Source organism: Alteromonas abrolhosensis (assembly GCF_001953635.1).
Lineage (GTDB): Bacteria > Pseudomonadota > Gammaproteobacteria > Enterobacterales > Alteromonadaceae > Alteromonas > Alteromonas abrolhosensis.
Genome location: NZ_MEJH01000003.1, coordinates 864,132 through 888,867 on the forward strand (window position 1 = coordinate 864,132; position 24,736 = coordinate 888,867).

22 protein-coding genes are annotated in these 24,736 nt (G+C 45.1%); 8 read left to right on the forward strand and 14 right to left on the reverse strand.

Annotation, left to right across the window (positions count from 1 at the left end):
• Positions 1 to 84: 84 nt before the first annotated feature.
• From BGK61_RS05865 to BGK61_RS05880, 4 genes are all read right to left on the reverse strand, one after another.
• Positions 85 to 519: an OsmC family protein gene (locus tag BGK61_RS05865; RefSeq protein ID WP_014999312.1), complete on the reverse strand. Its 435-nt coding sequence runs from the start codon at positions 517 to 519 to the stop codon at positions 85 to 87.
• Positions 520 to 799: 280 nt separating this feature from the next.
• Entirely contained in the window at positions 800 to 1,147 is a 348-nt protein-coding gene (locus BGK61_RS05870) for an AzlD domain-containing protein (RefSeq protein ID WP_076012760.1), read from the reverse strand.
• A complete protein-coding gene (locus BGK61_RS05875) occupies positions 1,137 to 1,859 on the reverse strand; it encodes an AzlC family ABC transporter permease (protein ID WP_014999314.1) in 723 nt (240 codons plus the stop codon). Before BGK61_RS05875 ends, BGK61_RS05870 begins: the two co-directional genes overlap by 11 nt.
• On the reverse strand, positions 1,856 to 2,383 hold the full coding sequence (locus BGK61_RS05880; protein WP_014999315.1) for a helix-turn-helix domain-containing protein: 528 nt from the start codon (positions 2,381 to 2,383) through the stop codon (positions 1,856 to 1,858). Before BGK61_RS05880 ends, BGK61_RS05875 begins: the two co-directional genes overlap by 4 nt.
• Positions 2,384 to 2,976: 593 nt before the next feature.
• Between BGK61_RS05880 and BGK61_RS05885 the strand changes: the two genes are divergently transcribed.
• Positions 2,977 to 4,236, forward strand: a complete 1,260-nt coding sequence (locus tag BGK61_RS05885) for an MFS transporter (RefSeq protein ID WP_076026029.1) — start codon at positions 2,977 to 2,979, stop codon at positions 4,234 to 4,236.
• Positions 4,237 to 4,294: 58 nt separating this feature from the next.
• Here the strand turns inward: BGK61_RS05885 and BGK61_RS05890 are convergent, their stop codons facing one another.
• Positions 4,295 to 4,648, reverse strand: a complete 354-nt coding sequence (locus BGK61_RS05890; RefSeq protein ID WP_044556834.1) for an RNA recognition motif domain-containing protein — start codon at positions 4,646 to 4,648, stop codon at positions 4,295 to 4,297.
• Positions 4,649 to 4,910: 262 nt separating this feature from the next.
• Positions 4,911 to 5,687 (reverse strand): peroxide stress protein YaaA, encoded by a 777-nt coding sequence (gene yaaA / locus BGK61_RS05895; protein WP_076012608.1) that lies wholly within the window; start codon positions 5,685 to 5,687, stop codon positions 4,911 to 4,913.
• 405 nt (positions 5,688 to 6,092) lie between these two features.
• Between yaaA and tal the strand changes: the two genes are divergently transcribed.
• The 3 genes from tal (at position 6,093) to BGK61_RS05915 (ending at position 9,255) form a co-directional block, all read left to right on the forward strand.
• Positions 6,093 to 7,052: a transaldolase gene (tal, locus tag BGK61_RS05905; RefSeq protein WP_014999319.1), complete on the forward strand. Its 960-nt coding sequence runs from the start codon at positions 6,093 to 6,095 to the stop codon at positions 7,050 to 7,052.
• 14 nt (positions 7,053 to 7,066) lie between these two features.
• On the forward strand, positions 7,067 to 8,716 hold the full coding sequence (pgi, locus tag BGK61_RS05910) for a glucose-6-phosphate isomerase (RefSeq protein ID WP_076012607.1): 1,650 nt from the start codon (positions 7,067 to 7,069) through the stop codon (positions 8,714 to 8,716).
• Between the two features lie 362 nt (positions 8,717 to 9,078).
• Positions 9,079 to 9,255 carry a DUF3545 family protein gene (locus BGK61_RS05915; RefSeq protein ID WP_012519516.1) on the forward strand — a complete coding sequence of 59 codons (177 nt, stop codon included), beginning with the start codon at positions 9,079 to 9,081 and terminating at the stop codon, positions 9,253 to 9,255.
• A gap of 242 nt (positions 9,256 to 9,497) precedes the next feature.
• Here BGK61_RS05915 and ung read toward each other — a convergent pair whose 3' ends face one another.
• The 6 genes from ung to BGK61_RS05945 form a co-directional block, all read right to left on the reverse strand.
• A complete protein-coding gene (gene ung, locus BGK61_RS05920) occupies positions 9,498 to 10,169 on the reverse strand; it encodes a uracil-DNA glycosylase (protein WP_076012606.1) in 672 nt (223 codons plus the stop codon).
• Positions 10,169 to 11,452, reverse strand: coding sequence for a threonine synthase (gene thrC / locus BGK61_RS05925; protein WP_014999322.1), 1,284 nt, complete (start codon positions 11,450 to 11,452; stop codon positions 10,169 to 10,171). Before thrC ends, ung begins: the two co-directional genes overlap by 1 nt.
• A 118-nt stretch (positions 11,453 to 11,570) precedes the next feature.
• Entirely contained in the window at positions 11,571 to 12,515 is a 945-nt protein-coding gene (thrB, locus tag BGK61_RS05930; protein WP_076012605.1) for a homoserine kinase, read from the reverse strand.
• Between the two features lie 170 nt (positions 12,516 to 12,685).
• Entirely contained in the window at positions 12,686 to 15,151 is a 2,466-nt protein-coding gene (thrA, locus tag BGK61_RS05935) for a bifunctional aspartate kinase/homoserine dehydrogenase I (protein WP_014999324.1), read from the reverse strand.
• A 380-nt stretch (positions 15,152 to 15,531) separates the two neighbouring features.
• Positions 15,532 to 18,081, reverse strand: coding sequence for an excinuclease ABC subunit UvrA (locus tag BGK61_RS05940; protein ID WP_076026030.1), 2,550 nt, complete (start codon positions 18,079 to 18,081; stop codon positions 15,532 to 15,534).
• Between the two features lie 81 nt (positions 18,082 to 18,162).
• A complete protein-coding gene (locus BGK61_RS05945; protein ID WP_014999326.1) occupies positions 18,163 to 19,041 on the reverse strand; it encodes a LysR substrate-binding domain-containing protein in 879 nt (292 codons plus the stop codon).
• 189 nt (positions 19,042 to 19,230) lie between these two features.
• Here BGK61_RS05945 and BGK61_RS05950 point away from each other — a divergent pair, with 189 nt between their 5' ends.
• Complete coding sequence (locus BGK61_RS05950) at positions 19,231 to 20,388, forward strand: S-(hydroxymethyl)glutathione dehydrogenase/class III alcohol dehydrogenase (RefSeq protein ID WP_076011661.1); 1,158 nt, start codon at positions 19,231 to 19,233, stop codon at positions 20,386 to 20,388.
• 54 nt (positions 20,389 to 20,442) lie between these two features.
• Here the strand turns inward: BGK61_RS05950 and BGK61_RS05955 are convergent, their stop codons facing one another.
• Complete coding sequence (locus BGK61_RS05955; protein WP_076011662.1) at positions 20,443 to 21,087, reverse strand: response regulator; 645 nt, start codon at positions 21,085 to 21,087, stop codon at positions 20,443 to 20,445.
• The gene (locus BGK61_RS05960) at positions 21,084 to 22,382 is read right to left on the reverse strand and encodes a sensor histidine kinase (protein ID WP_076011663.1); all 1,299 of its coding nucleotides are present in this window, start codon (positions 22,380 to 22,382) and stop codon (positions 21,084 to 21,086) included. The genes BGK61_RS05955 and BGK61_RS05960 overlap by 4 nt, the downstream gene beginning before the upstream one ends.
• 173 nt (positions 22,383 to 22,555) lie before the next feature.
• On the opposite strand from BGK61_RS05960, the gene BGK61_RS05965 reads away from it, so the two are divergent.
• The 3 genes from BGK61_RS05965 (at position 22,556) to BGK61_RS05975 (ending at position 24,677) form a co-directional block, all read left to right on the forward strand.
• Positions 22,556 to 23,308, forward strand: a complete 753-nt coding sequence (locus BGK61_RS05965; protein ID WP_076011664.1) for a hypothetical protein — start codon at positions 22,556 to 22,558, stop codon at positions 23,306 to 23,308.
• Positions 23,309 to 23,500: 192 nt separating this feature from the next.
• Complete coding sequence (locus tag BGK61_RS05970) at positions 23,501 to 24,190, forward strand: protein-tyrosine phosphatase family protein (RefSeq protein WP_076011665.1); 690 nt, start codon at positions 23,501 to 23,503, stop codon at positions 24,188 to 24,190.
• Positions 24,191 to 24,323: 133 nt separating this feature from the next.
• Positions 24,324 to 24,677, forward strand: coding sequence for a metalloregulator ArsR/SmtB family transcription factor (locus BGK61_RS05975; RefSeq protein ID WP_411454517.1), 354 nt, complete (start codon positions 24,324 to 24,326; stop codon positions 24,675 to 24,677).
• Positions 24,678 to 24,736 lie beyond the last annotated feature (59 nt).

The following is a 24,736-nucleotide window of genomic DNA, read 5'->3' on the forward strand; positions in this document are numbered from 1 at the left end:
TTTTTTATATGCTAAATGCGATTAAGCGGAGCGTGCTCTTTCAAGCGTGTTTTCGCGAGCACTTACTCACTCATGTTAGTCGAGCTAGCTTTTATTTAATCGATATTCCAATGTGATATCGGTATTGAGTAGTTGCGAGACGGGGCAGTTTTCTTTTGCATCCTGCGCAATTTTCTCAAACTCGTCTTCTGTGATCCCATCAACGTTTGCATCTAAACTTAGCGCCGATTGCGTAATTTCAAAACCGTCTCCGCTTTTCTCTAAGCTAATTTTTGCGGTCGTTTTAAGGTCACCATCGTCATAACCTGCATCTGACAATGCAAAGGAAAGCGCCATAGTGAAGCAACTAGCATGTGCAGCACCGATCAGTTCTTCTGGGTTAGTCCCTTTTCCATCTTCAAATCGCGTATTAAAGCCGTAGGGCTGATTGGATAAGGCGCCAGTCTCTGTTGAAACGCTACCTTTTCCGTCTTTACCTAGCGGTTTATATGTTGCGCTGCCTGATTTTACAATTGTCATTTCATTCATCCTTACGTATTTGGCTTGTGCTTCAAGATAACTGTTAAACAGTCTTATCTGTCGAGCTAAGCGGTTTGAGATAACAAACCTAAGGATGCAAGTGCTCTGCCGAATTCTCACCTTGGCGCTAGCCCTTATATTATGGGCTCTGTAGTACAACCTTGTTAATCAGCACTACCCTTTTATTTCGCAAACCCTACGTGGACTACAGGGTAAGATGAAATTTTTACGCGACCTTGGTCCTTTAAGTCGGGTTTATACCAAAAAGAACAGAAATGGCTCACAGACCGTTCATTGCAAATACAAAAGCCAGACCAAACGACAGAACGCCACAAAAAACAGGCAGGCCTAAACTTTTCGATTTGTGCCACACTAAAACAGTAATCACCGATCCTACAGCTGTGGCGACCCAACTCGCCACAGACGGGGTCTTAGGGATGAGCGATGCGCCTAACATGGCCGCAATCATCAACGGCCCTAACACGCTTAGCCATGTAGGTAAGCGCGCTTCGGTATTGTTAGCTTTGTGTTTATTGAAGTGACGTTGAGTCCACAACAGCGGAGCTACGCGTAACGCGTATGTGCCGATGGCTGCGACAATGATAGCGATCCAGATATCAGTTTGCATGGGATTGCTTCCTATCAACATGCGATGTAAGAACGTAAAACGTTATCGCACCGCATAGCGCTGCCAAAGGAATTGCAGCGTTTTTAAATGAGCTAAGGGCAATAAATAACGCTGCCGACATAGTTACAAGCAAGGTAGCGCTCCACAGTTTGCTCGAAAATTTCGGCGCTAGCAGAACCAAAAAAAGTGCAGGTAAGGCAAAGGGCATAACACTATCCAATATAGGCCATTGCTGGGTAAGAGACTCACCAGCCACGCCCCCTAGGGCTGTGCCCAATATCCAGCTAAGCCACGCTACCATTGACACGCCCTTAAACCACTCTACTTTCTTAGCGTCTTCCATAGAAGGCAAGCGGGTATGAGCTAGCGCGAAAATCTGGTCGGTAAGGCCATGCATTAAATAAGGCCACGCTTTACTTTGCGGTAAATACGGCACTAAATTCGGTGCGTAAACCACGTGGCGCACATTAACCAACAAAGTCATACACACCGCTAGCCAAAGCGGCGACCCTGAAGCCACCATAGCCACTAACAGAAATTGCGACGCTCCCGCGTAAATAAATACGGAGATAAGCGTGGCTTCTAACGTAGAAAAACCAGCCTGCACCGCAATAACGCCAAACGAAATGGCGACGGGGATATAACCGCCAAGCAAAGGTAACCCATCTATAACACCTTGCTTAAGTCCACTTTTTGATGAAATTTGGCTCATTCCTTTGTCTCTTTGTGATATACGATGGTGATAAGACATGTCGCCCACTCATCTAGCGTTTTGTAGATGTGCGGTAAATCAGCACTAAATGCTACACTTTGACCCGGGAGCAACAATTGAGTATTTCCACTATTCCCCGCTTCTAGAGAACCGCTCACAACGGTAATCGTTTCGACCGTTCCAGTGGCATGAGCTTCAGCCTCACGAAATGTGTTTGGTGCAACCGACATCCAATAAGCGTCGACATTTGGTGTGCCCTGCCCTTGCTCGATTAAACGCACTTCAACCCCCTTTTCCCCAACGCTTGCGCTAAGAGGCTGCACTAGCTGACCAAATGGTACGTCTAACTGTTTGGCTAGCCTCCAAATGGTGTCAAGCGTGGGGTTACCATTGCCCTGCTCAAGCCTGGAAAGATTCGACTTGGCAATACCAGCCCCAGCCGCCAGCTGCGATAGGGAAACGCCCCTTTCTTGCCTGAGATTTTGCAAGTGCCTGCCCAAGATATTCAACGTTGATTGATTCACACTACGCTAACTTTAAAGTGTTCCATTTATAGAACGTTCTATATATTGAACAGTTCAAAGTCAAGAAATTTGTTTTTAGCGTGAGAATAGGAACGAAGTGCAATCACTGAAGTTACAAGCGCGTTTTCCTAAATGTTTATAGGCAGCAGATTGATGCAGGTGAAGTTGTAAAAACTTTTCCAAAGAAAACACTTCCTTGGATTTTTTACGTCCTAACGCGATTTATTACGCAATATTAGCGATTTAATTAGTTAACAAAAGGGCAACATTTAAATCGCTGAATTGATTAAGAAATCTTATCAGTTACCGTTACTTAGTATTCTGGCAATGCTACGATCTGACGCATTAAGCGAATAGTATAAACGCAAGTTTTTTGGGCTATTGATCTGCCAATCAATAGTCTCTAGCAACAGAGAACTGGCTGCTATGCCATTAGGCCAGTTTTTGCATTTCACCGCAGCGCCCTGACTGCATAAGGCGTGTCTAGCTTTGACGTACGAATTTTCGTCGACATGAGCAGTAAAAATTCAACAGAGCCTAGCTAAAACCACCGTGCAATTGAATGGTAAAAATGAAGGAACAAAAGGAAGTTTATGACGAATCAGACTGACAAGATAACAACTGACCAAGCCTTGTCTAAGGAAGCCTCATCAAGTCACACCAACGGGACAGGTGAATATTCGCTGGCCACCATTACATTTTGGCTGGCTTTCGGTACCTTTGTAATTGGTTGTAGCGAGTTTGCTGCAATGGGTTTATTACCTTACTTCGCTGAAGATTTTGGCATCTCAGAAAAAGTTGCAGGTCATGCGATTAGCGCTTATGCCATCGGTGTAGTAGTGGGCGCGCCGCTTATCACTATCTTTTTTTCCCGGCTTGCCCGTCGTACCATGCTGATTTCAATGATGGTGTTCTATGCCGGTGGTAATCTACTAACAGCGCTTGCCTGGTCAGAATGGACTATGAATATAGCCCGTTTTATAGCTGGCTTACCTCATGGCGCTTATTTCGGTATTGCGATGCTCTTTGCTGCAGACATTGCTGGTAAAAACAAACGTGCGCAAACGGTTAGTAACGTCATTCTAGGCTTGGCTATTGCTAATATCATTGGTGTGCCGTCAATTAGCGGTATTGGACAAATGTTCGGATGGCGAACCGGCTTCTTTATCATTTCAGCCTTTGCTTTGGTTACCGCAGTAATGGTGTGGAAAACCGCACCTTATCGTGGGCCGAACCCAGATGCCAAACCACTAACTGAGCTTAAAGCCCTTAAAAACAAAGATGTGCTGCTGGTACTACTTATGGGCGCGATTGGCTTTGGGGGCATGTTCTCAGTATATTCTTATTTCAGCGCATCTTTCCTCAATACGACATCGTCACCAGAATGGGGGATATCGGCCACCTTGCTTGTTTATGGCATAGGCGTGACCTTGGGCAATATTATTGCAGGCCGCTACTCTGAAGGCAGGCTACTGACGTCAGCGATTACGTTTCAGGTATTACTGGGCCTATCAGCTGCAGCTTATGCTGCGTCTATGGGTAATCCGTACTTAATGGCAGCATCACTGTTTTTCATCGGCATTGGGGGCGGAATGGTAGTGCCACTTCAAACTCGTCTAATGGACGTGGCAGGCAAAGCACAAACCTTAGCCGGCGCCATGAATCATGCGGCGTTTAACACCGCTAACGCACTGGGCCCTTGGTTGGCGGGTATGACTCTGTCAGCAGGTTACGGCTATGCATCAACGGGTTGGGTAGGTTTAGCGCTGGCCGGTGGTGGTGTTCTGATATGGCTGGCCATTGTTATGACCGCTCGCAATAATCAAGTACAAACAGCAACCGTATCTGGATAAGTAGTTTAAGTGCTGGCAACCTTGGTTGTCAGCACTTACAGGTAAACTTATCCCACCATTATTCTGCGTCGTTTTCGCGCTCAGAACTATTACGCGTGGCGGTTCCCCAAACATCTTCAGGAATGTCTCTTTTAGGCGCTGGCGTACTATCTATCGCCGCGGCCTGCTTTTTCTCTTGATTTGACCATTTAACACGAATTTTCTTACCGTCGATAACTTTGGCGTTAAGTCGTTCAATAGCTTTATCGGTTTCTTCTTGCGTGCTCATTTCAACGAAACCAAAGCCTTTCGATAAACCCGAAGCATCATCCATCACTAGGTCGCACGACGTTATGGTGCCAAACTCAAAAAACAAGTCTTCAAGGTTTTCCTGAGTGAATGACTTAGGTAGATTGCGGACTAATATGCTCAAGGTTTTGCCCTACTTTGTAGATAATTGGTAATGCGAACAGTGTAGCATGCAGTAGTTGGTATGATAGCTAATCTCGCTAAGGTTTTTACGATATATGGTTCTTAAAGGAATGAAAGGATTCGATTCCCAGTTTTGTAGATGGGTGATTGAAGTCAAATACAGCCACCGTACTCTACGATGGCTATATATCTGGCGCAATGATGTTTCTTCTGATACTGAACGACACTGTTCAGGTCTGTTCAATTATAAATTGCTAGGAGTATTAACTCTCTTGGTTACGCAGAAACACAAGTTCAGTTGATGAGCTCTGCTCTTCGCTAAACTCGTAACCGTCTACGTCGAAGTTTTTCAGACCTTCTACGTCTTCTACGCGGTTCTCAAGAATATAACGCGCCATTAAACCACGGGCTTTCTTCGCGAAGAAACTGATAATTTTATACTGACCGTTTTTGCAGTCTTTAAACGTTGGCGTAATGATCATGCCGTCTAACGACTTCTTCTTCACCGCTTTAAAGTACTCATTCGAAGCAAGGTTAATCAACACGTTATCACCCTGCGCTTCTAATGCCTTATTAAGCATATAGGTAATGCGATCGTCCCAAAACGCATACAGGTCTTTGCCTTCTGGGTTTGCTAATTTTGTGCCCATTTCTAAACGATAGGCCTGCATTAAGTCTAGTGGACGAAGTAGTCCATATAGGCCAGACAAAATACGAAGGTGTTGTTGCGCATATTCGACCTTTTCACTATCAAGCGAGTATGCATCCAACCCTGTGTACACGTCGCCATTGAACGCATACATTGCTTGGCGTGCATTATCGGGAGTAAACGGTGTAGAGAACTCAGCAAAACGGTTGGCGTTCAACGTTGCTAACTTGTCGCTTATTTTCATGAGCGATGATAGGTCAGCCGGAGATAAAGTGCGACAAACTTCCATCAAACGTTCAGTGTCTTCAAGCATGGCAGGCTGAGTGAACTGACTCACAGGAACTTTGCTTTCAAAATCTAGGTTTTTTGCTGGGGATACTACAACTAACATTTCGACTCCTTAGGTTTTACGCGCTTATTGTACCATCGGATACGCTTTAAAAAGCAAAATGGCATAAGAAAGACGTAAATTGGCTTAACAGAGAAATCCGATTAGCCATTTTGTCGCTATTGAATGTATGAATTGTCACACGGGTTTGATATAAATAGCGTTACAAATAATTATTCAAACAATAATTGAGATACACCCTCCGTGAACGTACCTCAATTACCAAAGCGCTGCATGTACCAGTACTGTTTTTAAAGATTTCATGTACCAGTACTGTTTTTAAAGAATTAAGGTCTGGTAAAAAGAACGCAAGCGCGAAACCCTACACACGCGCAAGCGAACCGTTTTATTCAACTGGCTTTTCCGGCGAGTTGTCCAAATTTATTTTGATAACGAATAGAGAGAATTATGAGCAATCAGTTAGCTTCATTACGTGATATCACTACCGTTGTTGCCGACACGGGCGACATCGATGCCATTAAAAAGTATCAACCAGTCGATGCCACAACTAACCCGTCGCTACTTTTAAAAGCGGCTGGTCTTCCTCAATATGCAAGCCTGATTGATGATGCTGTTGCATGGGCAAAACTTCAGTCAAACGACGCCGACCAGCAGCTTACTGATGCAGCAGACAAACTAGCGGTAGCGATTGGTAAAGAAATCTCTGCAACGATTCCAGGTCGAATCTCAACTGAAGTAGACGCACGCTTATCGTTCGACACTGCAGCTACTATCGAAAAAGCGGAGCGCTTGGTTCAGCTATATGAAGACGCTGGTATCGATAAGTCACGTATTCTTATTAAAATTGCGTCTACTTGGGAAGGTATCCAAGCAGCAGAAGAACTAGAGAAGAAAGGCATTCAGTGTAACTTAACCCTTCTATTTAGTTTCGCCCAAGCGCAAGCATGCGCAGAAGCCGGTGTTTATCTTATCTCTCCATTTGTAGGGCGCATTTTAGACTGGTACAAAAAAGCGACCGGTACTGAGTCTTACGCACCAGATGAAGATCCAGGCGTAGTATCTGTAACTAAAATTTATAACTACTACAAAGACCACGGCTACAATACCGTAGTGATGGGCGCAAGCTTCCGTAACATTGGTGAAATTCAAGCGTTGGCAGGTTGTGATCGTCTAACTATTAGCCCTGCTCTGCTAGAAGAACTGGCAAACGAGCCTGGCGAACTAGAAGTTAAACTGAAAGACAATGGCGCTACAAAGACACCAGGCGATCGCTTAACAGAAAGCGAATTCCGCTGGGCCATGAACGAAGATGCTATGGCAACCGAAAAACTGTCTGAAGGCATTCGTAACTTTGCCGCTGATCAAGAGAAACTTGAAACCATGCTTCGCGAAAAGCTAAGCGCGTAAGGGCCATAGAAACCATGAGTGCTTTAACTTCTCTTCCCGAATGGAAAAAACTGTCTGAACTTGCTTCAGCGGTAAAAGATGCGCATATGCGCGACTGGTTTGCACAAGATGCAAGTCGCGCGGATAAAATGCAGCTTGAAGCCTGCGGCATTTTTCTTGATTACTCCAAAAACCGTGTAAACGACGAGGCGCTTAAAGGGCTTTTTGACCTTGCTCGAGCATGCAAACTAGAAACCCTTCGCGACGCGATGTTTTCTGGTGAGCAGATTAACTCAACAGAAGGTCGCGCTGTGCTTCACACCGCGCTTCGTAATTTCTCAGACCGTAAAGTGCTGGTAGATGGCGAAGACGTAATGCCTGAAGTGCATGCTACGCTTGCAAAAATCGAGGCGTTTACCGCGTCGGTTCATAGCGGTGAACACAAAGGTTATACCGGCAAACCTATCAAGCACATCGTGGCAATTGGTATTGGTGGTTCGTTCCTTGGTCCTAAGATTATGACTGAGGCACTTAAGCCGCATACAGTTGAGGCTGTGAAGGTTCATTTTGTTGCCAACGTTGACGGTTGTCACATTCACGACGTGCTATCTAGCGTAGATTTTGAAGAGACCTTAGTGGTCATGTCGTCAAAGTCTTTCTCTACCCAAGAGACGCTTCAAAATACACTTACGGCTAAAGACTGGTTCTTAAAGTCTGGCGGTACACAAGAAGATATCGCTAAACACTTTGTAGCCGTGTCTTCAAACGTTAAAGCAGCCACCGAATTCGGTATTAGCGCCGACAATATCTTCCCTATGTGGGATTGGGTAGGCGGTCGTTACTCACTGTGGTCTGCCATTGGCCTGCCTATCTCGCTAGCCCTTGGGTTTGAAAACTTCAAAGGTTTACTTGAAGGTGCGTTTGACATGGACACCCATTTCACAACCGCACCTCTAGAAGAAAACATGCCGGTTCTACTTGCACTGCTAGGTGTGTGGTATAGAAACTTCTTCGACGCACAATCACACGTTTTATTACCTTACTATCATTATCTTCGTGGCTTACCTGCTTACGTGCAGCAGTTAGATATGGAAAGTAATGGTAAAGAAGTGACGCAAGAAGGTGAGAACGTAAACTACCCTACTGGCCCAATTATTTGGGGCAGTGAAGGTACAAACGGCCAGCATAGCTTCCACCAGCTTATTCACCAAGGTTCTGGCGTTATCCCGGCAGACTTCATGTTGCCGCTTAACGTCCCTAATCAAGACGACACGCATCATGCCATGCTTGCTTCTAACTGTTTTGGTCAAACTCAGGCGCTAATGCAGGGTAAAACCTTTGAAGAGTGTTATGCAGACCTTGACGGTAAAGGCCTAGACGACACTGAACGCAAACGCTTGGCCGCTCATAAAACCATGCCTGGCAACAAGCCTAGCAATACTTTCTTGTTTGATAGCCTTACGCCTAAAACACTTGGCGCGCTGGTTGCAATGTATGAACATAAGGTATTCGTTCAGGGTGTTATCTGGAACCTTAACTCATTCGACCAATGGGGCGTAGAGTTAGGTAAAGTACTAGGAAACCAAGTACTTGCAGGCATTCAAGGCGAGGCAGACAAAGATAATTTCGACGCTTCAACACAACAATTGATTGCCAAATTCAGAGCAGCGAATGCACCAAAATAAGGAATGCGAGGTGATTTAAAATCACCCAATTGGTGCAAATAACAAACTGAACGGCTAGCTTTTTCCGAAGCTAGCCGTTTTTTGTTGCGGTTTTCATCGACTATACGACAGACATTTTTGATATCCGTAACACTGTACAATTGATTACTAACAAAACAAATAGGATCAATTACATACAGTTATTGTTCACGCTTCATACACACTGGACATTTCCTTACCGTTGTCATCATATCGTCACATTTTGTTAATAAAAGGTAAATTAAACTATTTTATTTTAGTGGCGGCTGTGATACAAAATTGTACAGAGGGAATTAAAAACAAAAACTCTGTATTAGTTGTAGTGGTATAAAAAGGAGATCCCAGTGGATAAATCAGATCTATTTGCCATGCTAGACATCGAAGCAAGCCCAGCGAAAACCAAAAGCAAAAAACGTAAGTGGAGAGAAATCGAAGCGCTACAAGATCGCTACAAATTAGAAAAAGAACTTGCCGAACTCGACTGTGGTTTCGAGTACGAGCTAGAAACACTGGAAAGATAAAACGAAGGCCGCCTGTTACACAGGCGGCCTTTTTACTTTCTAGCGTGCTGTAAATGCTTCGCGTGCAAGCGTGGTGTCTCTACGCAGGCTCCATGTAATAGCCTAACAGCTAAGGTGTACGCTTTATGCCTAAATGTGGCTAGGCCGCACGAAGTGTTCTCATAGCAATCTAGCTAATGAGAGAAGAAGCAGCATAAGGCATCCCTGCTTATTGCGTGGCTAGTTGCCTTGCTCGCCAGTGACTATACTTGCCAATTGATGGGGTCTTTGCCCTTTTCAATTAGATATTGGTTAGTTTGGCTGAAGTGTTTACAACCTAAAAAGCCTCTGTGGGCTGAGAGTGGCGATGGATGAGGTGCATGTAAAACGTGGTGTTTTTCACGGTTAATGTGCTTACCTTTCTTTTGCGCGTGGCTTCCCCACAAAAGAAACACAACGTTTTGGCAGTGCTCATTGACCACATCGATAACCTTATCGGTGAAGGTTTCCCATCCCCATTTCGCATGGCTATGTGCTTTGCCCTGCTCAACGGTCAATACGGTATTAAGTAGCAACACGCCCTGTTCCGCCCATGAAGTCAGCGTGCCGTGATTAGGCTCGGTGAAACCATCAATGTCGGTCAACAGCTCTTTGTACATGTTTTTAAGCGATGGAGGCGTTTTAACGCTGGCTTTTACTGAAAAGCAAAGCCCATGAGCTTGATTAGGACCGTGGTACGGATCTTGACCTAAGATCACGACTTTAACTTCATCTAGCGGTGTGTATGTAAGCGCATTGAATACATCGGACTGAGGCGGGTAGATAATGCTTCCCGCCTCACGCGCTTGCTTCACGCGCTCAAGCAACGCAACAAAATAGTCTTTTTGCTTTTCATCGCTTAGCGCGGTTTGCCATGTCATAGCCGAGGGTGTCATTACTTCAGCAATTCCAACATATGCTGCTTAAGCGCATCGTAAGACGCTGGCAAGTCTACCGCTAAGCTGTCTTCGCCTGCTACATCGGCCAACGCTTTCGGTAAGCTGATTGGATTACCTAGCACGTTTTCAACGGTTTCTCTGAACTTAGCCGGGTGCGCTGTTCCTAAGAACAAACCAATTTCGCCGTCTTCTAAGTCGTGACTTACTGCGCGATAGGCAATCGCGGCATGAGGCTCGCTGGTATAGCCCTGTTGCGCCAATTGACGCATAGCAAGCTGCGTATATTCTTCGTCGACCATCTCACCTTTTAGGCAAGCTTTGTCGATATAACCACGCTCAATAAGGGCCTCAATACGCGGCCAGTTATTTGGCTGGCTAACATCCATTGCGTTAGACATGGTAGCCACGGTCGCCTTCGGCGCCCACTCACCCGTTTTAAGGTAGCGAGGCACAGTATCGTTTAGGTTAGTTGCCGCTATAAAGCGTTTAATTGGCAACCCCATTGCTTTAGCAATCATACCTGCGGTTAAGTTACCGAAGTTACCGCTAGGTACTGAAATAACTAACTGCTCGCGCTTCTCTTTTGGCAACTGACTTACGGCTTCAAAGTAGTAGCACACTTGGGCTAATAAACGGCTGATGTTAATAGAGTTGGCTGAGTTCAGGTGGAGGCCTTCGCGAACATCAGGGTCGTCGAACGCGGTTTTAACCAACGATTGGCATGCATCGAAGTCTGACTCTACTGCAACGGTATGGATGTTTCCGCCTAGCGTAGTGAATAGCTTTTCCTGTAGCGCGCTGATTTTGCCCTTTGGAAATAAAATAACCACGTTGATATTGTCAATACCGTGGAATGCATGTGCAACCGCTGCGCCCGTATCACCTGAAGTTGCCGTTAGAATGGTGACTGGCTTCCCTTCACTAATACGCGACAAAGTTTGCGCCATAAAGCGGCCGCCAAAATCTTTAAACGCAAGCGTTGGGCCGTGGAAAAGCTCTAAGCAGTATACGTTATCGTTGACCTGCTCAACTGGTGCCCCAAAAGCAAATGCGGTCTGAACAATTTCTTCTAGCTCGCCATTATTCAGCTCATCGCCAATAAGCGCGCGAAGTACTTCAATACTGCGCTCGACAAAAGGCTTTTCCAATAATTCGTCAATATTGTCTAGGGTAGGAATATGCTCTGGAAAATAAAGCCCTTGGTTTTTACCTAAGCCCCGCTTAACGGCTTCAGCAAAATTTGCTGTGTCCGATGAATCTTTTAAATTTACCAATTCCACTTGCTGTTACCTTTTTATGTGGGCAAGTACTTTGCCCTTTTAATCTTTTAAAAAATTATTGTGCTTTTAGGAAATCATTTGCCTTTAAGAAACCATGTACCTTAGAAAGCTATGTACCTTAAGAAACAATGGTTCCTTGGCTCGGTATTTGGCACACATGGCTAAAGCCATCTTCATTTTGAATGTAGTTCTCTGTTAAATAGACGGCGACTTTTTCCGCCTGCGCTTTACTTGGACACACGGCAAACACCGTTGGTCCCGAGCCAGAAATACCAAAAGCGAGGGCGCCCGCTTGCTCACTAAACGCACGAGCGTCATCAAAGCCAGGCAGTAGCGATTTTCTGTAAGGTTCGGCTATGACATCATTCATTACAGACGCTGCCAAATCAAAGTTACCTACATGTAAGCCATGTACAAACACACCTAGCTGTCGCCCAAACGTGAGCGCTGTCGCCATATCTACTTGCTTAGGTAAGATATTGCGAGCCGCCGCCGTCGATACGCTAATGCCTGAATAACAAACGACATAGTACCATTCGTCGTTTAAAGGCAAAGACAGCGTGACCGGCGCATCGCTACCTGTCATTAACGTCATACCACCTAAATAACAAGGGGCTACATTATCATAGTGAATACTACCGCTTATTTGCCCTTCAAGCTCACCCATCATTATAAGCAAAGTATCTTCATCGAACGGGGTGTCGAAGTAAGCATTTAGCGCTGCAAACGCTGCCACAATAGAACTGGCGCTTGAACCCAACCCGCTGCCTATTGGAAGATTTTTATGAAGCGTTAGCGCTACAGGCGACGTTGTTTTTCCAGCCTTTTCCATTTGCTCACAGAAATAGTGATAGCACTTAGTTACAATATTACTGTCTGCATCACCTGGGAGTTTATGGGCAAAGCGCCCCACCGTTTCTAGTGAAAATGATTCAGCCGCCTTTACTTCAACTTCATCACCTAGCTTAGTGCCATCAACGGGCGCAAGCGCTGCGCCCAGTACGTCAAAGCCTAAGCTCACATTTCCTATTGATGCCGGCGCAAAGGCCTTGAGTGCTTTCATATTATTTCTCTTACTTCGCTTGTGGCGTGCTCTTAACATTAGCTCTTCAAATTAGCGCCATAAATCAACGCCGTAACATTACTGACCTAAGTCACACCTTCGAATATCTTACTTTAGCCACTTATCCATTACGCTAAGTATACTAAGCGCTGTTTAGCAGTTAGTAGCAGTTAGTGCGCCATTTGCTTCCATGGCATAGTACGCAGAATATCAGCAAACACCCCTGCAGCCGTAACCGTACCACCAGCTCCGTATCCTCTGATTACATAAGGGATTGGGCTGTAGTAGTCGCTGTTAATGGCCAACGCGTTTTCACCATCTTTTACCTGTGAAAGCGGGTTACTCGCCGGAACAGCCTGAATACTTACTTTGCATTTTCCGTCTTCAATGCTGCCAATATAACGAAGCACTTTACCTTCTGCTTTAGCTGCTTCAACCTTGTCGCAAAACGATGCATCTAGCTCTGGTAGCTGCTGCATAAATTCGTCAATTGAACAATCTTCAGCAAAGCCCGCTGGCAGCACAGACTCAATTTCAATGTCAGATAGCTCTAACGCTAAGTCAGCTTCACGGGCCATAATAAGAAGCTTACGTGCTACGTCCATGCCGCTTAAATCGTCGCGTGGGTCTGGCTCTGTAAAACCGTTGTCTTTGGCTGTTTGTGTTGCTTGTGACAGGCTCATGCCCTCTTCAAGCTTGCCAAATACATAAGACAAACTGCCCGATAAAATTCCTTCAAAACGGTGTAACGTGTCGCCGGCACTAAATAGCTTTTGTAAGTTGTCGATAACCGGTAGCCCTGCGCCCACGGTAGTTTCATAAAGGTACTGGCGGTTTGTAGATTGCGCGGTTTTGCGAAGCTTGCGGTAGTAAGACATAGCGCTCGTATTCGCCTTTTTATTTGGCGTTACTACGTGAAAACCGCTTTCCATCATATCTACATATTGCTCTGCAATCGCTTCGTGACTAGTACAGTCAACAATCACCGGGTTTACCAGGCTATTGTCGTTAGCGAACTGATGCAGGCGCTCTACGCTTAATCCTTCGCTTGCCGATTCAAGTGCCGCTTTCCAGTCACCGCTTAAATCAATACCTTGACTGTTTAACAGCAGTTTCCGGCTATTCGCAATGCCATAAACTCTCAGCTGTACATTGCGTTTTAGCAAAGCCGGCTGTTGTTTTTCAATTTGACCTAGCAGTTCGGTTCCCACATTGCCACACCCTACTAGGAATACGTCGATGGTATGGCGGTCAGAGAAAAAATTCTGGTGAATAACCTTTACCGCTTTCTTAGCACGCTTGCTTTCAATTACCGTTGAAATAGAGCGCTCTGAAGAGCCCTGAGCAATAGCTACGTTGTTTACTCGCGCTTGGGCAAGCGAGTTAAAGAAACGCGCTGCCAGCCCTTTGGTTTGACGCATACCGTCGCCCACCAAAGTAACAATGGCCAGGTCATGACGCACTTCGATAGGGTCAAGCAATTGATTTTGTAGCTCTAGCGCGAAGGCATCTTCAAGTAGTGTTAGGGCACGGCTAGCGTCTTTGCTTTGAATACAAAAACTGATTGAGTATTCTGACGAAGACTGGGTAATAAGGCTTATCGAAATATTAGCATTCGACATAACTTCAAATACACGGCTTGCCATGCCCACCATACCTTTAAGGCCTGGCCCTGCAACGTTAAACATGGTGACGTTATCAAGCTGTGAAATACCCTTAACCGACGTCCACACTTCGCTTTTTTCATTGCTGATTAGCGTACCTGGCGCAGCTGGGTTTAATGTGTTTCTGATTAAACAAGGAATGTGATGCTGCGCAATAGGGCCGATAGTTTTTGGGTGAAGCACCTTGGCACCGAAATAAGACAGCTCCATTGCTTCTTGATAAGTCAGCTTATCTAGCAGTACCGCCCCTTCCACTTGGTTAGGGTCAGCATTATATACACCGTCTACGTCAGTCCAAATTTCACAGCAGTTTGCATCGATACACGCCGCTAGAATGGCCGCTGAGTAGTCTGATCCGTTTCGCCCAAGTGTGACTTTCTCACCTGCTTCGTTAGCCGCCACAAATCCTGGCATGATAAGAAATTCACTGCCGTCAGTAGGTACATCTGAAAAGCGCGCTTTACTTAGCGATACATCGGCGATGCTATCTAAGTAGTCGCCTTCGGCAAGTACATATTTAACCGGGTCGATTACGCGGTTAGCAATACCTTTGGCAGATAGCATAGCGCTAAAAAGCGTTACCGAAATGTACTCGCCAATACTTAGAATACCGGCTGCAATATTGTCCGGTGCTACACCAAGCAGCTTAATGCCTTCGAGGTGCTGTTTTAGTACTGATAGGTGGCTATTGATGAAGTCTACTACGCTTGCATGTGCAAACCCGTCGAGTTCTTCGTTTAGGTTGTTGGCGATGCCGGTAACCGTATCGTTCAACTTATTGAATAATGGTTGGAAATCTTCACCCGCGGCTGCTTGTTCACAAAGAAGTGAAAGCGCGTTCGTTACCCCCTTTGGGGCAGAGAGTACAACCGCAGCACCGTCGGTTTGGTGGGTTGCCGTGCTAATCTCCATAACGCGCATATATCGCGGTGCATCGGCCAGAGAAGAACCCCCAAACTTTAAGACTTTCATATGCTGCTCCTTAAGGTTACGCATGCTAAAACGTATGTAAAAAAAAGCCCGCTCTATGTTAGGCGGGCTTTCGTTGTCTTTTGCTTACTTGCACTAGTCAGCGACCGCCCTATTTAAGGTGGTAATCGACATAATGGTGGTGCCAATAAGTAGAATCTTTTTCATACAAGCAATTTGCCGTATAGACGTCTATATGTCAACCGCAGTTTTCACCACACTGTATTGCAAAAAGTGCAACACTCTTTAATTAATATTTCTTTTTAAGGTACAAATACGAATTCAAGCTGTTTATTTGCTGGCTTACTAGTACTCAAGTAGCTTTAAACAACGACTTATCTCTGAGATCATTCAAACGGAACTCACTCAATCAAAACCTTTCGTTAAGCCAAACTCGCCTTCAAAAATGGGGCTGTTGCACTTTGCTGGACTTTAGCAACCTCCTCTGGTCTACCTTCAGCAACTATTTCTCCTCCCTCATTACCAGCGCCTGGCCCCATATCAATAATGTGGTCGCAAGCCCCAGCCACCTGCATATTGTGCTCGACCATCACCACCGTATTCCCCGCTTCAACTAACGTGCTTAAATGCTGCATAAGTAATGCAGTGTCTGAAAGATGTAAACCTGTTGTAGGTTCATCAAGCACGTATAGGGTATTAGCATTTTGAGCACGTTTAAGTTCTGACGCTAATTTAATGCGCTGCGCCTCCCCGCCTGATAATTCAGTGGCACTTTGACCAAGGGTCAGATAGCCAAGCCCTACGTTCATTAGCGTTTTAAGTCCCCGCCTAATAACTTGATTACCACTAAATACAGATAGTGCTTCTTCAACCGTAAGCGATAGTACATCAGCGATAGAATGCTCGTTGTAACCAACTTCCAGTACGTTATCGTTAAAACGCTGACCGTTACAAACGGTACAGGGGGAATAAACACTCGGCATAAACAATAGTTCTACCGATACCACACCCAAGCCTTCACAATGTGAGCACCGCCCTTTTGCAACGTTAAACGAGAAATGACCCGCATCGTAACCACGGGATTTTGCTTCTTCGGTTGAAGCAAATAAACTTCTGATTTGGTCAAATATGCCGGTATAGGTTGCCAAAGTTGAACGGGGTGTCCTGCCGATGGGAGACTGATCTACCACAACCATACGACTTAACTCTTCAAGTCCGCTTTCAATACGGCCTTGTCGCGGTTCATTTTTATGTGAGAAGGTGTCGTTAGCAAGAAGCGAATTGGCGTCAGTAAGCAGTTCCTCCGTTTCTCTCGTTTCTCTCGTTTCATTAGCTCGCATCCCTTCTTTCTCAGCAGAGTTTAAACCATCTTTGACTAACTCAACTAATGCTTGGCTAATTAAACTCGACTTTCCAGAGCCGGAAACGCCTGTGACACAGGTCATCACACCTAGTGGAATATCAATATCAACATAGCTGACATTATTTCTGGACACGTCTTTTAAACGCAATACACCTGATGATTTACGTCTGATACGCTGGCTCAGTGCTTTATTGTTAAAAACATAGTCTGCTGTTAAAGAGTTTTTTGTGCTTGCCAGTTCTTTAACCGGCCCACTATAGACAAGCTCACCTCCGTTCACTCCCGCTCTCGGTCCTACATCTACAACCCAGTTAGCACCTTTAATGACGTAAGGGTTGTGCTCGACAACGAGCAGTGAATTTCCCGTTTCGGTGATATTGTGAAGCGCGCGAATAAGCCCTTCTACGTCACGAGGGTGAAGACCTGATGAGGGTTCATCCATAACAAAGACAACGCCAAATAAATTCGATTTAAGCTGGGTCGCCAGACGCAATCGCTGTAGTTCGCCTACTGAGATACTTGTTGTACTTCTATCTAACGAAAGGTAATGAAGCCCAAGCGCTATTATGGGCTTCACTCTTTCGATAATGTCGCCAGTAATATTGCGTATCACCTGACCACGCTCTGAAGTATCGCCGTTCACTGACTTTCTTAACGCCTGAAGCTTTTCGTGAACTTGCTGCAGTGGCAGCCTTGAAAATTCAATAATATCTAAGCCATCAATTTTCACTGCCAGCGCATTTTGCTTAAGCTTTTTTCCACGGCAAACCGGACATGCTTCAACAGATATAAAGGGAGCAATTCGCTGCTTCATTTTCTCTTTTTGAGACGTTTTGAAGGTATCGAGCACATGACGTCGCGCGCTGATAAACTTGCCATTGTAGCTGGCAGGTTCGCCCTCTTGTTGTGCTTTACGGGTTTGCGCTAGGTTATAGTTTCGATATACGGGTACCTGAGGCATTTCGTCGGTGTATAAGATCCAGTCACGCGTTTTTTGAGGCAGTTCACTCCATGGAATATCAACATCGATATCTAGCGATAACAGTACCCTTACTAGGTTTTTGCCCTGCCACGCACCAGGCCAAGCTGCCACGGCGCCCTCACGTATGGTGAGGCTGTCGTCAGGTACAAGGCGATGAGCTTGTGTGTCAAAAACTTTTCCAATACCGTCACAGTGTTCACATGCACCTTCAGGTGTATTAGGAGAAAACCCGTCTGCGTAGACAATGCTCTGCTCTTTGGGATAATCCCCGGCCCGGGAATAAAGCATTCGCAGACTATTAGATAGCGTGGTGATGCTGCCAACGGAAGAACGAACTGGAGGTGCGCCACGGCGCTGGTGTAGGCCCACAGCAGGCGGTAAGCCGTCAATCGCGTCTACGTCAGGTTTCTCCACCTGGTCAATTAACCGTCTGGCATAAGGTGATATTGAATCTAAATAGCGGTGCTGAGCTTCTGCGTAAAGCGTACCGAAAGCCAAAGAAGATTTTCCTGAGCCAGATACACCGGTAAACACCACCACTTCATTTCGCGGTATATCGATACTGATATTTTTTAAGTTGTGTACACGGGCGCCGCGTACGTGAATTTTTCCCTCATCATTGTGCACTTCATCACCTGCTAATCACGTTTATTACAGATTGGTTAGGCACAGGTTCTTCATTTCGATCACTATTTTTGCGGATGCACTTTAGCTATCTGAAACTATATGTTGAGCCAAGAAATCAACAAGTAGCCTAATTTTAGGCGCAACATTGCGGTTTGAAGGAAAGACAGCCCAGATAGCCTCTTGTTTATCTTTATACTCAGGAAAAATCTCTATTAGCTGACCGGACGCCAACGCTTTACGCACGTAAAATCCGGGGAGTTGTGCAATACCCAAGCCAGCAACCGCGGCGCTGCATAGGGCATTCCCGCTGTTATACCGTACTCTCCCCTGTACAGGAATCGATTGAATTTTATTATCGATAAGTAAACGCCAATATGGTTGTGACCCCACCAGCAGCGAGTGCTCTTTTAACGCTTCAATACTTTTGGGCTGACCTTGTTCTTTAAAATAATCCCTACTTCCGCATACAAACAAATGACGTGTAGCCAACTTTTTAGCAACCAGTGTCGAGTCTTCTAATTTGCCAATACGAATAGCGAGATCGAGACCAAGCTCAACAATATCGAGTTTTTCATTTGAGAACGTACACTGCACACTAATGCCAGCGTACTTTTGCATAAAGGTATTGAGCAATGGCGCGATGAATGCTTCGCCAAACGCCACCGGCGCAGTGAGTTTGATCAAGCCTTGCGGCGATGCTTGGAGTGCGCTAACAGATAGCTGTGCATCTTCAAGGGCTTTTAAGGCAGGCAATGCCTGCTGAAAGTACTGAGTTCCCGCTTCAGTAAGCGATACGCTTCGCGTTGTGCGTTGCAATAATTTAACGCCAAGATGCTTCTCTAGTGACGAGACTTTTCGGCTTATTTGCGCTACTGATGTATCGAGCTTATTTGCAGCACCGGTAAAATTTCCCACGTCTGCCACTGCACAAAACTCAGCTATACCTTCTAAATACTTCATTATTGCTACTCACAAATTTGAGCTCATTCAATATAAAACTTTTTTCACTACATAAATTCTATTTCGCCAAGCCAATTATTACAAATATGAAAAAGTGATTTACTAAAACTGTATTTATCAATAGTAATCCGTCTCCTATACTTTGGCCTATAAAACATCATCATTTATTTATGGTTAAGGAGTCATTACATGGCGTCATTCAAAGATTCATTGCAGGAAGGTCAAACCCACATTAAATCAAAAGCTGCGGTGGCTTGGGGCCCAGGTGAGCCGTTAAAGATGGAAGAAGTTGATGTAGAGCTTCCTAAAAAGGGCGAAGTGCTTGTACGCATTGTTGCAACTGGTGTGTGCCACACTGACGCATTTACATTATCAGGTGAAGATCCAGAAGGCGTATTCCCTTCAATTTTAGGTCACGAAGGTGGCGGTATTGTTGAAATGGTGGGTGAAGGCGTGACCAGCGTAGAAGTTGGCGATCACGTTATTCCACTTTACACCGCAGAATGTGGCGAGTGTAAGTTTTGCACATCGGGCAAAACCAACCTTTGCCAAGCGGTACGTGCAACCCAAGGTAAAGGCCTAATGCCAGACGGCACAAGCCGCTTCTCAAAAGATGGTGAGCCAATTTATCATTACATGGGCTGCTCAACATTTTCTGAGTACACAGTTTTGCCCGAAATCTCGCTAGCGAAAGTTAACAAAACCGCCCCATTAGAAGAAGTATGCTTGCTTGGCTGTGGCGTAACCACCGGTATGGGCGCAGTACTTAAAACCGCGAAAGTACAAGAGGGCGACACGGTTGCTATCTTTGGCTTAGGCGGTATTGGTTTATCCGCTATTATCGGTGCACGCATGGCTGGCGCCGGTCGCATTATTGGTATTGATATTAATGAAAGTAAGTTTGACCTAGCAAAACAGCTTGGTGCAACTGACGTGGTAAACCCTCAGAATTTCGACAAGCCTATTCAGGAAGTAATTGTTGAAATGACAGACGGTGGCGTTGACTACTCGTTTGAGTGTATTGGTAACGTGAACGTTATGCGCTCTGCGCTTGAATGCTGCCATAAAGGCTGGGGCGAATCAGTCATTATTGGTGTTGCTGGCGCCGGTCAGGAAATATCAACGCGTCCTTTCCAGTTAGTGACTGGTCGTGTATGGCGCGGTACAGCATTTGGTGGCGTTAAAGGTCGCTCAGAACTACCAGGAATTGTAGAGCAATACCTAAACGGGGAATTCGGGCTTCAAGAATTTATTACTCACACCATGGGACTTGATGACATCAACAACGCGTTTGATTTAATGCATAAAGGTGAAAGCATACGCTCTGTTGTGCATATGAATAAATAGTTTAAGCCTTAGCTCTAAACACGTTAGGAGAAGCTCTGCTTCTCCTTTTGTTGATCACAATATCCCCTGCTCTAACGCCTTGAGCACTGCCCTCGTTCTATCTCGTACACCAAGCTTAGCCATGACTGAAGAAACTTGGTTCTTAATGGTGCCTGTTGATTTGAACATTGCATCCGCAATTTCTTTATTACTGTAACCCGCAGCGATCAAACGGAGAATTTCGACTTCTTTCTCAGTAAGAGGCTCTGGATTTTCAAACGACTCAAATTCTACGTTCAGTCCTTTCAAGCCTTGTAACACTTTTTCGGTCACCGCGGGCTGAATTAACGTTTTGCCATTTTTTATTTGTGTAATAGTGTCTACTAGGGTTTCTAGCGACACATCTTTAAGTAGATAGCCTTTTGCTCCGGCGCGCATAGCACCGTTTACCAGCTCGTGATCGTCAAACGTAGTAAGCATTAACACCGGGGTTTTAATCCCCTTATCTCTCAGCGCAAGTAAAGTATCGATACCCGATAATTTGGGCATGCGTATGTCCATCAATATCACATCGCAGTTTGAACCGTTTTCACTGTCAATGAGCTGCTGACCATTTTCGTATTCGCCAACAACCTCAACGCTATCATCAAGCCCTAAAAGCGATTTGATGCCTTCCCTCACCAGCATTTGATCTTCAACTAAAATAAGGCGTGTTTTCATTCGCCCTCCGGAATGTGAATTGCGATGCAAAAACCCTGTTCGGTTTGATGCCAGCTGATAGTTCCATTTAGCTCATGAACCCGTTCCTGCATTCCTTTAAGGCCATTGCCAGCCACCACAAGACTTGAAGTGTCCGATTCGCTTGGTCCTACTTTCTTTTGAACGCCTTCTGAATAAGCATCTTCTGAATAGCCACATGGTGCTTTGTCGAAAAGCAGTATGCTACTTGGCTGTTCGCCACTTAGTGTCTTATCAGCAGCATGCGGCACCATACTGTCTTGCATTAGTAGGTCATAAGCGCCGTTGTGTTGCGTCAGTGATATGGAAAAATAATGCGCCTGTGTATGGCGAATCACGTTAGTTAGCGCCTCTTGCATACTTCGCAACAGGCAGTCGGCAATTCGCACGTTGGTTAACATTAAATCATCGTCAATGTGCAGATTTACCATTGGCCTAGGCAAATCTTTAATCAGAGCGTTCACCGCTAGTGAAAAATCGATAGCCGCATTTTCCCGAATATCAGAAATCGCTTCTCTGACATCAGAGAGTAAAAGCTTTGCGATACTGTGGGACTGCTCAACGTGTCGCTTTATAGTTTGCGATTCAGTGCTCTCTAATAAATCCGCCTTTCTCGACGCGACTTGAAGGTTGATGGTAAGCGCCGTCAAATGATGCCCTAAAACATCGTGAATGTTTCGCGCTATACGCAGGCGTTCATCTTGAGTAAGCGCCTGCTTCATTAGTTGCTGAGTACTTAATAATTGTCTATTGAGCGCATCGGCTTCTTCACGCGCTTTCGATTCTTTAATGGCCGTGTTTGACATGATCATGGCAAATAAATTGAATGTCCAAAAAAGCGCGCCGGTTAAGACAGCTTGCTGCTCTTGCCACACCCACCCTTGAATGAGGATGGTTGGCAAAGCCAACGGTAATGAAAGCACGACGCACTTTTTCCAATTAACATAGTAAGGAAGAATCGCGGACCAAATAACAATGAAGATGGCAAGGTAGGCATAGGGAAGCAAAAATTGGCACAGCACCGCTAATAGAAACATCGCCCATAACATTGGCAGTCTTAACGAAGGCATACTGTGGTCATGCCTACTGACGATCACAAAAGTCACAGCTAGCATACAAAAAATAGCAATGGCGGAGAGGGTTCGCCAATGCAGGAATGAGTATTGATGATACAGGAAGTAAAGTGCAGAGCCGCTTACAAACATCCACGTAATGCATGCAGATGCGCGCTCAATGTCGATGCTCACCCGCCAGTGAGCAGGGATTGAGATTTTCATTCGTTTTTGAATACCTGTATCTTTTCGTTCTTATAGCGCTACTTTGACAAAAAACACGGTTCAATGCATAGGCCATAAGTCACTTTTTATTTCATGACTTCTGGCACTGTTGTCAATCTCGTGAAGTTATCACTATAAGCCTACAATTTTGATCATTGCCAAAGGAAAGCAAGATGCAAACAATTCATGGCTTTATAGTAACGCTTCATATTTTAACGGGTGCACTGTCACTTTTACTGTTTTGGGTGCCTAGTCTTACGAGAAAGGGCGGAAAAGCCCACAAGCAATTTGGTGGTTACTATATAAAAGCGATGCTATTTACGTCTATTAGTGGCGTTATCAGCTCTACAATGGTGTTGTTTATTCCGCTAGTCATCTACCCGGCAATGCCCGAGCACTTTGAGTCTGTTGCTTATTTCACTGCATACCTTAGAGGACAATATCTCTTTTTGCTGATGTTAAGCCTGTTGGTGTGGAACAACGTAAGGCATTCTGTAGCGGTGCTTATAGTGAAGCAAAACCTTAATCAGCTGCGCACTATTGAATATTTATGGCTCCCCGCACTGCTTTTTGTCGTTGCTTCCATTGCGTTGTATCAGGGTATTACGTACGGCATTACGCTAACTTGCATCTTTGCCCCTATCGCGCTGTTAAATGCCATTGGTATTGTGCGCTATGTTTATCAAAAAGACATCGTTGCAGGTGCGTGGGTAACTGAGCACATCGGGCATATCATCGGCTCTGGTATTGGTGCGTATACCGCATTTTTTGCCTTTGGAGGACGCGCATTATTTGAAGGCTCGCCGTCACTGCAACTTGTCAGTTGGGTTCTACCTGCTCTTATAGGCGTTCCTTTTTCAATCTGGCTGAGCTGTAAATACAAACCAAAGTCATCTGTGCGCACTGGTATAGGACGCCTTCTTTAAAACCTAAGGCAGTGAATAATTAAACTTAATGGTGATATAAAAAATTCAATTCTGTAGTTGTTATCTATGCCACGGTTAGGGCCTGTTTACATAGTGGTGACATTGCCGTTTGGACAACAAGCAATCAAATGTGTAACGTAACAAATGGCAACAACGCCACCATTAACCAGTGTCAACATCGAGCGCTAAATTATGAAAAAGCCCCAATCAGCAGCACTTAAAATATTAAAAGAGACATTATCATTCCAAACGTCTAAGCGTGGTCTCGCAGTTTGTGCGGCATGTATCAGCTTAGTGCTAGGTTTAAGTGCATGTGCAAACGCATATCATGAAGACAATTCAACACCGCAAACCAGTGACCAAACGCAAATGAATACCAAGCCCACACTTGCAACACTCACCAATTTCCAAGAAAACGCGCCATATATGTTCTCTTCAGGTTTGCCTGATTCATCCCATCTCTCTTTGCTAAAAGAGAAAGGGGTGACGCACGTGATAGATTTGATCCCCGGAGATCGATCCAGCGAAATTTTAACTACCTCAGAATTAGGCCTCGACTACTTTAATGTGCCTGTTGATTGGGAAGGCCCTACCCTAGCTAACTTTTTAAATTATGCCGCATTTATGCAAAGCGTGAATGAGAATGAAGACAAGGTACTCACGCACTGTAAACTAAATTGGCGTGGTGCTGCTTTTACGTATCTATACAGAATTAACGTACTTGGTGAAAATGAATTAACCGCCAAAAAAGACCTTATGGCGATTTGGCATCCGAACCCTACTTGGTACGCCTTCATGAGCGAAGTAATCACCCACTACAACCAGGTAAATGGTAAACAAGTAGCGATGTCGTTCGAGGCTGCCGCTCCCGAAAACCACTAAATCTCTGGGCTACCGTAATTAGTGGGAGGTTAAAACCCTCTCATTTATATCAAACACATATGGAATTTCAGATTCGTTATTGACACATACGGAATTTCATATACGATGTGTCACATACGAAATTTCATATGTGATGTATCTTATGTCGATTTGCTCTGTTTCTTCGCTGCTACAGCCTTTAACGTTTTTCAAATGCCTGTCGGAAGACACCCGCTTAAAGACACTGCTGATACTTAGTGTTAAAGGTGAGCTATGCGTATGCGATCTTACTGAAGCGCTTGAACTAAGCCAGCCAAAGATCTCTCGTCATCTGGCCGATTTAAGAAAGTGCGGATTAGTATTGGATACTCGCAAAGGTAAATGGGTGTACTACCAACTTCACCCCGATTTACCTGCTTGGGCACTGGAAGTCATTAAAAGTACCGCTATTCATAACGATGAATATATTTCAAAGGCCTTAGCGAACCTGTCGTGCGCGAATTGCTAGCGCCGCAGTATTAAGCGTTACATCAGTGTGTATCGCAAACCTGATATTGCGCCACCCAT

Excerpts from the sequence above, each read along its gene's own strand:
- BGK61_RS05865 (WP_014999312.1), bottom strand. The coding sequence starts at position 519 with ATGACAATTGTAAAATCAGGCAGCGCAACATATAAACCGCTAGGTAAA.
- BGK61_RS05870 (WP_076012760.1), bottom strand. The coding sequence starts at position 1,147 with ATGCAAACTGATATCTGGATCGCTATCATTGTCGCAGCCATCGGCACA.
- BGK61_RS05875 (WP_014999314.1), bottom strand. The coding sequence starts at position 1,859 with ATGAGCCAAATTTCATCAAAAAGTGGACTTAAGCAAGGTGTTATAGAT.
- BGK61_RS05885 (WP_076026029.1), top strand. The coding sequence starts at position 2,977 with ATGACGAATCAGACTGACAAGATAACAACTGACCAAGCCTTGTCTAAG.
- yaaA (WP_076012608.1), bottom strand. The coding sequence starts at position 5,687 with ATGTTAGTTGTAGTATCCCCAGCAAAAAACCTAGATTTTGAAAGCAAA.
- tal (WP_014999319.1), top strand. The coding sequence starts at position 6,093 with ATGAGCAATCAGTTAGCTTCATTACGTGATATCACTACCGTTGTTGCC.
- pgi (WP_076012607.1), top strand. The coding sequence starts at position 7,067 with ATGAGTGCTTTAACTTCTCTTCCCGAATGGAAAAAACTGTCTGAACTT.
- ung (WP_076012606.1), bottom strand. The coding sequence starts at position 10,169 with ATGACACCCTCGGCTATGACATGGCAAACCGCGCTAAGCGATGAAAAG.
- thrB (WP_076012605.1), bottom strand. The coding sequence starts at position 12,515 with ATGAAAGCACTCAAGGCCTTTGCGCCGGCATCAATAGGAAATGTGAGC.
- thrA (WP_014999324.1), bottom strand. The coding sequence starts at position 15,151 with ATGAAAGTCTTAAAGTTTGGGGGTTCTTCTCTGGCCGATGCACCGCGA.
- BGK61_RS05945 (WP_014999326.1), bottom strand. The coding sequence starts at position 19,041 with ATGAAGTATTTAGAAGGTATAGCTGAGTTTTGTGCAGTGGCAGACGTG.
- BGK61_RS05950 (WP_076011661.1), top strand. The coding sequence starts at position 19,231 with ATGGCGTCATTCAAAGATTCATTGCAGGAAGGTCAAACCCACATTAAA.
- BGK61_RS05955 (WP_076011662.1), bottom strand. The coding sequence starts at position 21,087 with ATGAAAACACGCCTTATTTTAGTTGAAGATCAAATGCTGGTGAGGGAA.
- BGK61_RS05960 (WP_076011663.1), bottom strand. The coding sequence starts at position 22,382 with ATGAAAATCTCAATCCCTGCTCACTGGCGGGTGAGCATCGACATTGAG.
- BGK61_RS05965 (WP_076011664.1), top strand. The coding sequence starts at position 22,556 with ATGCAAACAATTCATGGCTTTATAGTAACGCTTCATATTTTAACGGGT.
- BGK61_RS05970 (WP_076011665.1), top strand. The coding sequence starts at position 23,501 with ATGAAAAAGCCCCAATCAGCAGCACTTAAAATATTAAAAGAGACATTA.
- BGK61_RS05975 (WP_411454517.1), top strand. The coding sequence starts at position 24,324 with ATGTATCTTATGTCGATTTGCTCTGTTTCTTCGCTGCTACAGCCTTTA.